Source organism: Streptomyces sp. DT190 (genome assembly GCF_049846985.1).
Lineage (GTDB): Bacteria > Actinomycetota > Actinomycetes > Streptomycetales > Streptomycetaceae > Streptomyces.
In genome coordinates, this window is sequence record NZ_JBNCNM010000012.1 from 1 (window position 1) to 13,091 (window position 13,091).

Here is a 13,091-nt window from a genome sequence, read left to right on the forward strand (position 1 = left end):
GGACGCGCCCACCCCCCGGCACGGCCCCGACCCACACTCGGCGTCGGGCGCTACGACACCAGCCACGCGTCCACCCCGCCGCGCAGGCGAGGACGCGCCCACCCCCCGGCACGGCCCCGACCCACACTCGGCGTCGGGCGCTACGACACCAGCCACGCGTCCACCCCCGCCGCGCAGGCGAGGACGCGCCCACCCCCCGGCGCGGCCCCGACCCACACTCGGCGTCGGGCGCTACGACACCAGCCACGCGTCCACCCCCGCCAGCAGCTTCTCCTTCACCCCCTCCGGTGCCGCCGACCCCCGGACCGACTGCCGGGCCAGCTCCGCCAGTTCCGCGTCCGTGAACGCGTGATGGACCCGCGCGATCTCGTACTGCGCCGCCAGCCGGGACCCGAACAGCAGCGGGTCGTCCGCGCCCAGGGCCAGCGGAACCCCCGCCTCGAACAGCGTCCGCAGCGGCACGTCCTCCGGCTTCTCGTACACCCCCAGCGCCACGTTCGACGCCGGGCACACCTCGCACGTCACCTGCCGGTCCGCCAGCCGCTTCATCAGCCGGGGATCCTCCGCCGCCCGCACGCCGTGCCCCAGCCGGTTCGCGCCCAGGTCGTCCAGACAGTCCCGCACCGACGCCGGCCCGTTCAGCTCGCCCCCGTGCGGCGCCGACAGCAGCCCCGCCTCACGCGCGATCGCGAACGCCCGGTCGAAGTCCCGGGCCATGCCCCGCCGCTCGTCGTTGGACAGCCCGAACCCCACCACGCCCCGGTCCGCGTACCGCACCGCCAGCCGCGCCAGCGTCCGCGCGTCCAGCGGATGCTTCATCCGGTTCGCCGCGACCAGCACCCGCATCCCGAGCCCGGTCTCCCGTGACGTCGTCTCCACCGCGTCCAGGATGATCTCCAGCGCCGGGATCAGCCCGCCCAGCCGCGGCGCGTACGACGTCGGGTCGACCTGGATCTCCAGCCACCCCGAGCCGTCCCGCAGATCCTCCTCCGCGGCCTCCCGCACCAGCCGCTGTATGTCCTCCGGCTCCCGCAGGCACGAGCGCGCGGCGTCGTACAGCCGCTGGAAGCGGAACCAGCCGCGCTCGTCGGTGGCCCGCAGGCTCGGTGGTTCCCCGCTGGTCAGCGCCTCGCTCAGCGCGTCGGGCAGCCGGACGCCGTACTTGTCGGCCAGTTCCAGCACGGTCGAGGGCCGCATCGACCCGGTGAAGTGCAGGTGCAGATGGGCTTTCGGCAGCTCAGAGACATCACGTACACGCTCCATCCCAGGATCCTGCCGCACGCCTCAGCCGTCCCGGTAGCTGTTTCCCCGAACGTGGTCTTGCTCGCACGGGCACACGAAGAAGCGGGCCGCTCCCCGCAAGGGGAACGGCCCGCCACCGCCTCGCGTGAGGCACAGGTCAGTCCCTGGCCTCCGCCAGCAGCTTCTGGATCCGGCTCACGCCCTCCACGAGGTCCTCGTCACCCAGCGCGTACGACAGCCGCAGGTACCCCGGCGTGCCGAACGCCTCACCCGGGACGACCGCGACCTCGACCTCCTCCAGGATCAGCGCGGCCAGCTCGACCGTGTCCTTGGGCCGCTTGCCCCGGATCTCCTTGCCGACCAGCGCCTTCACCGACGGGTAGGCGTAGAACGCGCCCTCCGGCTCCGGGCACACCACGCCGTCGATCTCGTTCAGCATCCGCACGATCGTCCTGCGGCGCCGGTCGAACGCCTCGCGCATCGTCGCCACGGCGTCCAGGTCACCGGAGACGGCGGCCAGCGCCGCGGCCTGGGCGACGTTGGAGACGTTGGACGTGGCGTGCGACTGCAGGTTCGTCGCGGCCTTGACCACGTCCTTCGGGCCGATGATCCACCCCACGCGCCAGCCGGTCATCGCGTACGTCTTCGCGACACCGTTCACCACGATGCACTTGTCGCGCAGCTCGGGCAGCACCGCCGGCAGCGACACCGCGGAGGCGTCGCCGTAGACGAGGTGCTCGTAGATCTCGTCGGTCAGCACCCACAGGCCGTGCTCGACGGCCCAGCGGCCGATCGCCTCGGTCTCCTGCTCGCTGTAGACCGCGCCGGTCGGGTTCGACGGGGAGACGAAGAGCACGACCTTCGTCTTCTCCGTACGGGCCGCCTCCAGCTGCTCGACGGTCACCCGGTAGCCGGTGGTCTCGTCCGCGACGACCTCCACCGGGACACCCCCGGCCAGCCGGATCGACTCCGGGTACGTCGTCCAGTACGGCGCGGGCACGATGACCTCGTCGCCCGGGTCGAGGATCGCGGCGAAGGCCTCGTAGATGGCCTGCTTGCCGCCGTTGGTGACGAGGATCTGCGAGGCGTCGACCTCGTAGCCGGAGTCGCGCAGCGTCTTCGCGGCGATGGCGGCCTTCAGCTCGGGCAGGCCGCCGGCCGGCGTGTAGCGGTGGAACTTCGGGTTCTTGCAGGCCTCGATCGCGGCCTCGACGATGTAGTCCGGGGTCGGGAAGTCGGGTTCACCGGCGCCGAAGCCGATCACCGGCCGCCCGGCGGCCTTGAGGGCCTTGGCCTTGGCGTCCACGGCGAGGGTGGCGGACTCGGAGATCGCGCCGACTCGGGCGGAGACCCGGCGCTCGGTGGGAGGGGTTGCAGCGCTCATGGGCCCCATCGTTTCAGACCGGAAACGTGCGCGGCACGGGGGTTTCACAGACTGAACAACGCCGGGCAAAGCCCTGAACAACAGTGCGGACCCCCCGCGCGGCCTGGGCGATCTTCGGCCGGGGGCCCCGCGCCCGGACCCCCGCGAACCGGCGATCTTCCGCCAACCAGCCCGTTGTGCGGCCCTATCTGTTCGACGCCCGGCCCCGGACCACGTACACTCTCACCTCGTTGGCCTCCCGCAGGCCGCGCCCGCCCGGTGCACACCAAGCATCCGGATGGATGCGGTACGTTGGGGGACACACAAAGGGTCGTAGCTCAATTGGTAGAGCACTGGTCTCCAAAACCAGCGGTTGGGGGTTCAAGTCCCTCCGGCCCTGCTACACACACCTTCGCCAGGATGTGTGCGCATGTACGTACAGCAATGCACCGCCGTGCGGCTCAGACCGGGCGCGGCACGGCCACGACCCGGAATCAGGTGAGGACGAGTGACGGACGCCGTGGGCTCCATCGACATGCCTGATGCCCAGGACGAGGCGCCGGAGTCCAAGAAGGGCCGCAAGGGCGGCAAGCGCGGCAAGAAGGGCCCGCTGAAGCGGCTCGCCCTCTTCTACCGCCAGATCGTCGCGGAGCTGCGCAAGGTCGTCTGGCCGAGCCGCAACCAGCTCACGACGTACACGACCGTGGTGATCATCTTCGTCGTCATCATGATCGGCCTGGTCACCGTGATTGACTATGGGCTCAGCCACGCCGCCAAGTACGTGTTCGGCTGAGCAGTCCGCGAAGAGCGCCGAGGTACCCGGCGCTCCTTTCGCATGTTCCACCCCTATGTATCCAGGAAGAAGCAGCCACCGTGTCTGACCCGAACGTGAACGACGCCATCGAGCCTGTCGAGTCCGTCGAGGACGAGCTCGACACCGTCGAGGGCGCGGACAGCGAGGACACCGAGACCTCCGCCGAGGTCGAGGCTGCCGACGCCGTCGCGGACGACGAAGCCGCCGAGGCGGAGACCGAGGCCGGCGAAGAGGCCGAAGACGTCGCGGACGAGGCCGAGGAAGAGCCCGAGGACGACCGCGACCCGATCGAGAAGCTCCGCGAGGAGCTGCGGGTCCTGCCGGGCGAGTGGTACGTCATCCACACCTACGCCGGCTACGAGAACCGCGTGAAGACCAACCTGGAGCAGCGCGCCGTCTCGCTGAACGTCGAGGACTACATCTTCCAGGCCGAGGTGCCGCAGGAAGAGGTCGTCCAGATCAAGAACGGCGACCGCAAGACGATCAAGCAGAACAAGCTCCCGGGTTACGTCCTGGTCCGCATGGACCTGACGAACGAGTCCTGGGGCGTCGTCCGCAACACCCCCGGCGTGACCGGCTTCGTGGGCAACGCCTACGACCCGTACCCGCTGACGCTGGACGAGATCGTCAAGATGCTCGCCCCGGAGGCCGAGGAGAAGGCCGCCCGCGAGGCCGCCGAGGCCGAGGGCAAGCCGGCTCCGCAGCGCAAGGTCGAGGTCCAGGTGCTGGACTTCGAGGTCGGCGACTCGGTCACCGTCACCGACGGCCCGTTCGCCACGCTGCAGGCGACCATCAACGAGATCAACCCGGACTCCAAGAAGGTCAAGGGCCTCGTCGAGATCTTCGGCCGTGAGACGCCGGTCGAGCTCTCCTTCGACCAGATCCAGAAGAACTAGTTTTCTTCCGGACCCACCGCTTCCGCGCAGGTCAGGCGATCGCTCCGGCGCTTGCCTGACCTGCGCGGTTTTTGGCCGCGCATCCATACCCGTTATCGTTGTGCGGTATGCCTGCATCCGGGTGGTCCCCGGGGGTGGGCAGGACCCGAATCGAAAGGACCCGGAGAGCTATGCCTCCCAAGAAGAAGAAGGTCACGGGGCTCATCAAGCTCCAGATCCAGGCCGGTGCCGCCAACCCGGCCCCGCCGGTCGGCCCCGCGCTGGGTCAGCACGGCGTCAACATCATGGAGTTCTGCAAGGCCTACAACGCCGCGACCGAGTCGCAGCGTGGCTGGGTCATCCCGGTGGAGATCACGGTCTACGAGGACCGCTCCTTCACCTTCATCACGAAGACCCCGCCGGCCGCGAAGATGATCCTCAAGGCCGCGGGCGTGGAGAAGGGCTCCGGCGAGCCGCACAAGACCAAGGTCGCCAAGATCACCCAGGCGCAGGTCCGCGAGATCGCCGAGACCAAGATGCCCGACCTCAACGCCAACGACCTGGACGCCGCGTCGAAGATCATCGCCGGCACCGCCCGTTCCATGGGCATCACGGTCGAGGGCTGAGAACCCACCTCGTAGACACGCAGTAGTGGCAGGGCCTGCTCGGCCCGGACCACAACTCCTAAGAATCCCCAGGAGCAGTAGTGAGCAAGCGCAGCAAGTCCCTTCGCGCTGCGGACGCCAAGGTCGACCGGGAGAAGCTCTACGCCCCGCTCGAGGCCGTCCGTCTCGCCAAGGAGACCTCCACGACCAAGTTCGACGGCACCGTCGAGGTCGCCTTCCGTCTGGGTGTCGACCCGCGCAAGGCCGACCAGATGGTCCGTGGCACCGTGAACCTCCCGCACGGCACCGGCAAGACCGCCCGGGTCCTGGTCTTCGCGACCGGTGACCGTGCCGAGGCCGCGCGTGCCGCGGGCGCCGACATCGTCGGCGCCGACGAGCTGATCGACGAGGTGTCGAAGGGCCGTCTGGACTTCGACGCCGTCGTCGCCACCCCGGACCTCATGGGCAAGGTCGGCCGCCTCGGCCGCGTGCTCGGTCCGCGTGGTCTGATGCCGAACCCGAAGACCGGCACCGTCACCCCCGACACCGCCAAGGCCGTCACCGAGATCAAGGGCGGCAAGATCGAGTTCCGCGTCGACAAGCACTCGAACCTGCACTTCATCATCGGCAAGACGTCGTTCGACGACAGCAAGCTGGTGGAGAACTACGGCGCCGCGCTGGAGGAGATCCTCCGTCTGAAGCCGTCCGCCGCCAAGGGTCGCTACATCAAGAAGGCCGCCATCACCACCACGATGGGCCCCGGCATTCCGGTCGACCCGAACCGCACCCGCAACCTCCTCGTCGAGGAGGACCCGGCCGCGGTCTGAGCCTGACGGCTCACGCAACCGGTCACGGGCCCCGCACCTCTTCCAGGTGCGGGGCCCGTTCCCTTTTCCGGTACGCGCGTCCCCTGCCTGGGTTAACGTGCGGGAACCGGACGGGAACGGGGGACGTATGCAGGGCACGACCGTGCGCCGAGCGGGCCGGGTGCTCGCGGCGGCGACCGCGCTGGCGGCGCTGTCCGCCTGCACCTCCCCGGGCCCCGCGCACCGCCCCGGCGACGACGACCGCGCCCCGCGCGGCAGCACCCTGGCCGCCCTGCGCGCAGCCGAGCGCGCCACCGAGCGGGCCGGATCCGCCCGCGTCGAGTCCACGACGACCATGGGCTCGCTGATGTCCATGACCGCCGACGGCACCCTCGGGTGGCGCGACGGCATCACCGGCACCCTGACCATCACCTACACCGGCGGCACCATCGCCGACACCATGCGCCGGCTCGGCACCCCCTCCATGGAGGCCCGCTACCTGCCCGACGCCTACTACGCGCGCATGGGCGACCAGTTCGCCGAGAAGACCGGCGGCAGACACTGGATCCGGTACGGCTACGACGACCTCGAAGCCCTCGCCGGCGGCTCCGGCGCCCACCTGGGCGACCAGATGCGCTCCACCACGCCGAACCGGTCCGTCGGGCTGCTGCTGTCCTCGGGGGACGTCCGCAAGGCCGGGCGGGAGACCGTGCGCGGCCGGACCGCCACCCACTGGTCGGGCACCGTGGACACGGCCGACGTCGCGGACGCCGGCCTGAGGAAGCAGCTGACCGAGGCCGGAGTCACCTCCGAGACCGTCGACATCTGGGTCGACGAGCGCGACCTCCTGGTCAAGAAGGTGGAGAAGGCGCGGACGGCCGACGGCCCGATGACCCAGACCGCGCACTACGGCGACTACGGCGTGGCGGTCCGCGCCGAGCGGCCCCCGCGGTCCGACACCGGGGACTTCGAGGACCTCGTGGGGCGGCGGACCGGCAGGCCCTGAGGCCCCGAATCCGGATAGATCACTTGTGCCCCTCTGGGATAGGCTCGCGGCCTTGCTGTGCAGCAAGCATGCATTCCTTGGGGGGAATCAATGAACAAGTCCATACCTGCCGCCGGTCTCGGTGTCCTGCTGCTCGCCGCCGGCGCGGTCGGCTGCGGATCCGAGGAGGCCTCGCCGGAGATGACCCCGGCGGCCGCCGTCGCCAAGGCGGCGAAGAACACGGAGGACATCACGTCCCTCCACTACCGCATGAGCGGTACGGCGCCGGAGTCCGGCAAGGTCAAGGGCGAGGCGTCCATGCGCCTGAAGCCCACGATCGCCATGAGCATGAAGGTCACGGCGTCCGGCCAGGCGGCCGCCGCCGGGGAGACGGAGATCCGCCTCGTCGACAAGGCCATGTACATCGGTGGGGGAGCCGAGATGGCCAAGGAGATGGACGGCAAGACCTGGATGAAGTTCGACCTGTCCGGTTCCGACGCCGGCAAGGAGCTGGACCAGCTGGGCTCCCCCGGCCAGGCCGAGCAGAACCCGGCGGCGGAGTCCACCTTCCTCACGGGCGCCAAGGACGTGAAGAAGGTCGGCACCGAGAAGGTCGACGGCGTCGAGACGACCCACTACTCGGGCACGGTCACCCTCGCCGACCTGCGCGCCTCCCTCAAGAAGGAGGACGCGGAGACCCGCGAGCGCCGCGAGAAGAGCATCAAGCAGTACGAGAAGATGGGCGTCGACAAGCTCACGATGGACATGTGGATCGACGGTGACGACCACACCAAGCAGTTCCGCACCAAGGGCGACACCGACAAGGGCCCGCTCGACATGACCATCACCTTCCTCGACTACAACGAGCCGGTGGAGATCAAGGCCCCGCCCGCCAAGGACGTCGCCGACCTCGCCGACCTGTTCAAGGACCTCGACGCGAGCTGACCCGTCCGGTCCGCTGATCCGTCGTACGGGCGGATTTGCTTGACAGCGACCCGTTCCCGTACGCTCCTACAGAAGCCAAAGACCGCTGGTCGTTACCGCGCGCTCGTATGAGGGCGCGGTGGCCGAAGGATCCGCTGAACGGCGGACGACCCGCGCAGGTGACACTGGAGAAGCTCCCGGAGTCCGCCGCCCCGTGCGTGTGTGAATCCGGTCGAGCTACGCCCCGTGCGCTTGCGCCGGGGCGTTTCGTTTTCCCCAGTCCTCCTTCGGGTCCGCGCGGTCCGAATCACCCGGAAGGAGGCCGAGGCTCTATGGCGAGGCCCGACAAGGCTGCCGCGGTTGCCGAGCTGACGGACAAGTTCCGCAGCTCCAACGCCGCTGTGCTGACCGAGTACCGCGGTCTCACCGTGGCGCAGCTCAAGACGCTGCGTCGTTCGCTCGGTGAGAACGCCCAGTACGCCGTGGTGAAGAACACGCTGACCAAGATTGCGGCCAACGAGGCCGGGATCACGCTCGACGACCAGCTCTTCGCTGGTCCGACGGCCGTCGCCTTCGTCACCGGTGACCCGGTGGAGTCGGCGAAGGGTCTTCGTGACTTCGCCAAGGACAACCCGAATCTCGTCATCAAGGGCGGTGTCCTTGACGGCAAGGCGCTGTCCGCCGACGAGATCAAGAAGCTTGCGGACCTCGAGTCCCGCGAGGTTCTGCTCTCCAAGCTGGCCGGTGCCATGAAGGGCAAGCAGTCCCAGGCTGCCTCTGTCTTCCAGGCGCTGCCGTCGAAGCTCGTCCGCACCGTGGACGCGCTCCGTGCCAAGCAGGACGAGCAGGGCGGTGCCGAGTAACTCGGCTCGCATCCCGGTTGCCGCTGCCTGAACGCGGCGACCGTAGCGGGCCAGTAGTACGCCCGCCTCACATGTACATCCGGCACCTGCCGATTTAGTGGAAGGACCGCCATCATGGCGAAGCTCAGCCAGGAAGACCTGCTCGCGCAGTTCGAGGAGATGACCCTCATCGAGCTCTCCGAGTTCGTGAAGGCGTTCGAGGAGAAGTTCGACGTCACCGCCGCCGCGGCCGCCCCGGTCGTCGTCGCCGGTGGTGCCGCTGGTGGCGCCGCCGCCGAGGCCGCCGAGGAGAAGGACGAGTTCGACGTCATCCTCACGGGTGCCGGCGACAAGAAGATCCAGGTCATCAAGGTCGTGCGCGAGCTCACCTCCCTGGGCCTGAAGGAGGCCAAGGACCTGGTCGACGGTGCGCCGAAGCCGGTTCTGGAGAAGGTCAACAAGGAGGCCGCCGACAAGGCCAAGGAGTCCCTCGAGGGCGCCGGTGCCTCCGTCGAGGTCAAGTAAGACCTCCCGGATCCGCCAGGATCCACAACGCGTCCGTCAGGACGTGTAACGCGTAAGCGCCGAGGAGCGATCATCCATCCGGGTGGTCGCTCTTCGGCGTTCCGGGGGTGCGGCCACGGTTGCCTTGCAGCCTCCGTGGCGGGGGGTATGGTGATCTTCGTCGTGTCCCTGGGCGGCCCCAGGTTCGGCCAAGGGGGGCCTTGACGAACCGCACGCAGCGCGCAATTCTCAGGACGCGTCGTCACAAGGATCCGAATCCGAGGCATGGATCGGCGACGAAGAGGGCAGTATCAACGTGCGTTGAGGGCAGCGCCGTGTCGCAGGAGTGGAACAACGAGGGTGAACACGGGTTCCAGAACCCGCACTGGACATCAGTGTGCCAAGTGGCTACACTGACCCTTTGCGCTGCCTGTTAGCTGTCCCCTGCCCGTCACCAGGGGTCTGCCCTCGCCCGAGCATCGACGACAAGATATGCCTGACCTGGCCTTTCGGCCCAGTGGGCACAGCTTGTCTCCGTGTACGGGAGAGGGGCCGGTACGCGCGTAGTGAGTCCGAGCCCTCGGAAGGACCCCCTCTTGGCCGCCTCGCGCAACGCCTCGACCGCGAATACGAACAACGCCGCCAGCACTGCCCCGCTGCGCATCTCTTTTGCAAAGATCAAGGAGCCTCTCGAGGTTCCGAACCTGCTCGCGCTGCAGACCGAGAGCTTCGACTGGCTGCTCGGCAACACCGCCTGGCAGAGTCGGGTCGAGGAGGCTCTCGAGAACGGTCAGGACGTCCCCACCAAGTCCGGGCTCGAGGAGATCTTCGAGGAGATCTCCCCGATCGAGGACTTCAGCGGGTCGATGTCGCTGACCTTCCGCGACCACCGCTTCGAGCCGCCGAAGAACTCCATCGACGAGTGCAAGGAGCGCGACTTCACGTACGCGGCCCCGCTCTTCGTCACCGCCGAGTTCACCAACAACGAGACCGGCGAGATCAAGTCCCAGACGGTCTTCATGGGCGACTTCCCGCTCATGACGAACAAGGGCACCTTCGTCATCAACGGCACCGAGCGTGTCGTGGTGTCGCAGCTCGTCCGTTCCCCCGGTGTCTACTTCGACTCCTCCATCGACAAGACGTCCGACAAGGACATCTTCTCCGCCAAGATCATCCCGTCCCGGGGTGCCTGGCTGGAGATGGAGATCGACAAGCGCGACATGGTCGGTGTCCGCATCGACCGCAAGCGCAAGCAGTCCGTCACCGTCCTCCTGAAGGCGCTCGGCTGGACCACCGAGCAGATCCTCGAGGAGTTCGGCGAGTACGAGTCCATGCGCGCCACCCTGGAGAAGGACCACACCCAGGGCCAGGACGACGCGCTGCTCGACATCTACCGCAAGCTGCGTCCGGGCGAGCCCCCCACGCGTGAGGCCGCGCAGACGCTGCTCGAGAACCTCTACTTCAACCCCAAGCGCTACGACCTGGCCAAGGTCGGCCGCTACAAGGTCAACAAGAAGCTGGGCACGGACACCCCGCTGGACGCCGGGATCCTGACCGTCGAGGACATCATCGCGACGATCAAGTACCTGGTGAAGCTGCACGCCGGCGAGACCGAGACGGTCGGTGACAACGGCACCTCCGTGGTCGTCGAGACCGACGACATCGACCACTTCGGCAACCGCCGCCTGCGCAGCGTCGGCGAGCTCATCCAGAACCAGGTCCGCACGGGTCTGGCGCGTATGGAGCGAGTCGTCCGCGAGCGGATGACGACCCAGGACGTCGAGGCGATCACGCCGCAGACCCTGATCAACATCCGGCCGGTCGTCGCCTCCATCAAGGAGTTCTTCGGCACCAGCCAGCTGTCGCAGTTCATGGACCAGAACAACCCGCTGTCGGGTCTGACGCACAAGCGGCGTCTTTCCGCGCTCGGCCCGGGTGGTCTGTCCCGTGAGCGGGCCGGCTTCGAGGTCCGTGACGTGCACCCCTCGCACTACGGCCGCATGTGCCCGATCGAGACGCCGGAAGGCCCGAACATCGGCCTGATCGGCTCGCTCGCCTCCTACGGCCGGGTCAACGCGTTCGGTTTCGTGGAGACCCCGTACCGCAAGGTGTTCGAGGGCCAGGTCACCGACGAGGTCGACTACCTGACCGCCGACGAGGAGGACCGCTTCGTCATCGCGCAGGCCAACGCGCAGCTGACGGACGACCTCCGCTTCGCCGAGGCCCGGGTGCTGGTCCGCCGTAAGGGCGGCGAGGTCGACTACGTCACCGGCGAGGACGTCGACTACATGGACGTCTCGCCGCGCCAGATGGTGTCGGTCGCGACGGCCATGATCCCCTTCCTGGAGCACGACGACGCCAACCGTGCCCTCATGGGCGCGAACATGATGCGTCAGGCCGTGCCGCTGATTAAGTCCGAGGCACCGCTCGTCGGCACCGGCATGGAGTACCGCTCCGCGGTCGACGCCGGCGACGTGGTCAAGGCCGAGAAGCCCGGTGTGGTCCAGGAGGTCTCCGCGGACTACATCACCACCGCCAACGACGACGGCACGTACATCACGTACCGCCTGGCCAAGTTCGCCCGCTCCAACCAGGGCACCTCGGTCAACCAGAAGGTCATCGTCAACGAGGGCGACCGGATCATCGAGGGCCAGGTCCTGGCCGACGGTCCGGCCACCCAGAACGGCGAGATGGCGCTGGGCAAGAACCTGCTCGTGGCGTTCATGCCGTGGGAGGGTCACAACTACGAGGACGCGATCATCCTGTCGCAGCGCCTCGTGCAGGACGACGTCCTCTCCTCGATCCACATCGAGGAGCACGAGGTCGACGCCCGTGACACCAAGCTCGGCCCCGAGGAGATCACCCGGGACATCCCGAACGTCTCCGAGGAGGTCCTCGCCGACCTCGACGAGCGCGGCATCATCCGGATCGGTGCCGAGGTCATCGCCGGCGACATCCTCGTCGGCAAGGTGACCCCCAAGGGTGAGACCGAGCTGACCCCCGAGGAGCGCCTGCTGCGCGCGATCTTCGGTGAGAAGGCCCGTGAGGTCCGTGACACCTCGCTGAAGGTGCCGCACGGCGAGACCGGCAAGGTCATCGGCGTCCGCGTCTTCGACCGCGAGGAGGGCGACGAGCTTCCCCCCGGTGTGAACCAGCTGGTGCGCGTCTACGTCGCGCAGAAGCGCAAGATCACCGACGGTGACAAGCTCGCCGGCCGTCACGGCAACAAGGGCGTCATCTCGAAGATCCTGCCGATCGAGGACATGCCGTTCCTGGAGGACGGCACCCCGGTCGACATCATCCTCAACCCGCTGGGTGTGCCGTCCCGAATGAACCCGGGACAGGTCCTGGAGATCCACCTCGGCTGGCTCGCCAGCCGCGGCTGGGACGTCTCCGGCCTCGCGGAGGAGTGGGCGCAGCGTCTGCAGGCCATCGGCGCCGACCAGGTCGCGCCCGGCACCAACGTCGCGACCCCGGTCTTCGACGGTGCCCGCGAGGACGAGCTGGCCGGTCTGCTGAACCACACCATCCCGAACCGGGACGGCGAGCGCATGGTGCTCCCGACCGGTAAGGCGCGACTGTTCGACGGCCGCTCCGGTGAGCCGTTCCCGGACCCGATCTCGGTCGGGTACATGTACATCCTCAAGCTGCACCACCTGGTCGACGACAAGCTGCACGCCCGCTCGACCGGTCCGTACTCGATGATCACCCAGCAGCCGCTGGGTGGTAAGGCCCAGTTCGGTGGCCAGCGGTTCGGCGAGATGGAGGTGTGGGCACTCGAGGCGTACGGCGCCGCCTACGCGCTCCAGGAGCTGCTGACCATCAAGTCCGACGACGTGACCGGCCGCGTGAAGGTCTACGAGGCCATCGTCAAGGGCGAGAACATCCCCGAGCCCGGCATCCCCGAGTCCTTCAAGGTGCTCATCAAGGAGATGCAGTCCCTGTGCCTCAACGTGGAGGTGCTGTCCTCGGACGGCATGTCCATCGAGATGCGCGACACCGACGAGGACGTCTTCCGCGCTGCGGAGGAGCTTGGCATCGACCTGTCCCGGCGTGAGCCGAGCAGCGTCGAAGAGGTCTGACGGGAGTTCGGAGGCCTTCGTCATGAAGGCCTCCGGCCCCAGGACCCCC

Annotated in this window: 11 protein-coding genes and 1 tRNA gene; 10 read left to right on the forward strand and 2 right to left on the reverse strand. The window is 68.4% G+C overall.

Annotation, left to right across the window (positions count from 1 at the left end; genetic code table 11):
* Positions 1 to 231: 231 nt before the first annotated feature.
* Positions 232 to 1,263 (reverse strand): adenosine deaminase, encoded by a 1,032-nt coding sequence (locus ACPXCS_RS21215; protein ID WP_425948573.1) that lies wholly within the window; start codon positions 1,261 to 1,263, stop codon positions 232 to 234.
* A 136-nt stretch (positions 1,264 to 1,399) separates the two neighbouring features.
* Positions 1,400 to 2,626, reverse strand: coding sequence for a pyridoxal phosphate-dependent aminotransferase (locus ACPXCS_RS21220; RefSeq protein ID WP_425948572.1), 1,227 nt, complete (start codon positions 2,624 to 2,626; stop codon positions 1,400 to 1,402).
* A 306-nt stretch (positions 2,627 to 2,932) separates the two neighbouring features.
* Between ACPXCS_RS21220 and ACPXCS_RS21225 the strand changes: the two genes are divergently transcribed.
* The 10 genes from ACPXCS_RS21225 (at position 2,933) to rpoB (ending at position 13,042) form a co-directional block, all read left to right on the forward strand.
* Positions 2,933 to 3,005 (forward strand) — tRNA-Trp (locus tag ACPXCS_RS21225).
* A 108-nt stretch (positions 3,006 to 3,113) separates the two neighbouring features.
* The gene (gene secE, locus ACPXCS_RS21230; protein WP_425948570.1) at positions 3,114 to 3,398 is read left to right on the forward strand and encodes a preprotein translocase subunit SecE; all 285 of its coding nucleotides are present in this window, start codon (positions 3,114 to 3,116) and stop codon (positions 3,396 to 3,398) included.
* Between the two features lie 80 nt (positions 3,399 to 3,478).
* On the forward strand, positions 3,479 to 4,315 hold the full coding sequence (nusG, locus tag ACPXCS_RS21235) for a transcription termination/antitermination protein NusG (RefSeq protein ID WP_425948569.1): 837 nt from the start codon (positions 3,479 to 3,481) through the stop codon (positions 4,313 to 4,315).
* 170 nt (positions 4,316 to 4,485) lie between these two features.
* Positions 4,486 to 4,920 carry a 50S ribosomal protein L11 gene (rplK, locus tag ACPXCS_RS21240; RefSeq protein WP_093613725.1) on the forward strand — a complete coding sequence of 145 codons (435 nt, stop codon included), beginning with the start codon at positions 4,486 to 4,488 and terminating at the stop codon, positions 4,918 to 4,920.
* A gap of 80 nt (positions 4,921 to 5,000) precedes the next feature.
* Entirely contained in the window at positions 5,001 to 5,726 is a 726-nt protein-coding gene (gene rplA, locus ACPXCS_RS21245; RefSeq protein WP_030233947.1) for a 50S ribosomal protein L1, read from the forward strand.
* A 127-nt stretch (positions 5,727 to 5,853) separates the two neighbouring features.
* Entirely contained in the window at positions 5,854 to 6,711 is an 858-nt protein-coding gene (locus tag ACPXCS_RS21250; RefSeq protein WP_425948567.1) for a hypothetical protein, read from the forward strand.
* A 90-nt stretch (positions 6,712 to 6,801) separates the two neighbouring features.
* Positions 6,802 to 7,635 (forward strand): DUF1396 domain-containing protein, encoded by an 834-nt coding sequence (locus ACPXCS_RS21255; protein WP_425948565.1) that lies wholly within the window; start codon positions 6,802 to 6,804, stop codon positions 7,633 to 7,635.
* 311 nt (positions 7,636 to 7,946) lie between these two features.
* The gene (rplJ, locus tag ACPXCS_RS21260) at positions 7,947 to 8,477 is read left to right on the forward strand and encodes a 50S ribosomal protein L10 (RefSeq protein ID WP_142193707.1); all 531 of its coding nucleotides are present in this window, start codon (positions 7,947 to 7,949) and stop codon (positions 8,475 to 8,477) included.
* 114 nt (positions 8,478 to 8,591) lie between these two features.
* Positions 8,592 to 8,981, forward strand: a complete 390-nt coding sequence (gene rplL / locus ACPXCS_RS21265) for a 50S ribosomal protein L7/L12 (RefSeq protein WP_003998852.1) — start codon at positions 8,592 to 8,594, stop codon at positions 8,979 to 8,981.
* Positions 8,982 to 9,556: 575 nt separating this feature from the next.
* Positions 9,557 to 13,042 carry a DNA-directed RNA polymerase subunit beta gene (gene rpoB / locus ACPXCS_RS21270; protein ID WP_425948563.1) on the forward strand — a complete coding sequence of 1,162 codons (3,486 nt, stop codon included), beginning with the start codon at positions 9,557 to 9,559 and terminating at the stop codon, positions 13,040 to 13,042.
* Positions 13,043 to 13,091 lie beyond the last annotated feature (49 nt).

Bases quoted from the DNA above. Each gene is read 5' to 3' on its own strand.
- ACPXCS_RS21215 (WP_425948573.1), bottom strand. From the start codon at position 1,263: ATGGAGCGTGTACGTGATGTCTCTGAGCTGCCGAAAGCCCATCTGCAC.
- ACPXCS_RS21220 (WP_425948572.1), bottom strand. From the start codon at position 2,626: ATGAGCGCTGCAACCCCTCCCACCGAGCGCCGGGTCTCCGCCCGAGTC.
- rplK (WP_093613725.1), top strand. From the start codon at position 4,486: ATGCCTCCCAAGAAGAAGAAGGTCACGGGGCTCATCAAGCTCCAGATC.
- ACPXCS_RS21250 (WP_425948567.1), top strand. From the start codon at position 5,854: ATGCAGGGCACGACCGTGCGCCGAGCGGGCCGGGTGCTCGCGGCGGCG.
- ACPXCS_RS21255 (WP_425948565.1), top strand. From the start codon at position 6,802: ATGAACAAGTCCATACCTGCCGCCGGTCTCGGTGTCCTGCTGCTCGCC.
- rplJ (WP_142193707.1), top strand. From the start codon at position 7,947: ATGGCGAGGCCCGACAAGGCTGCCGCGGTTGCCGAGCTGACGGACAAG.
- rplL (WP_003998852.1), top strand. From the start codon at position 8,592: ATGGCGAAGCTCAGCCAGGAAGACCTGCTCGCGCAGTTCGAGGAGATG.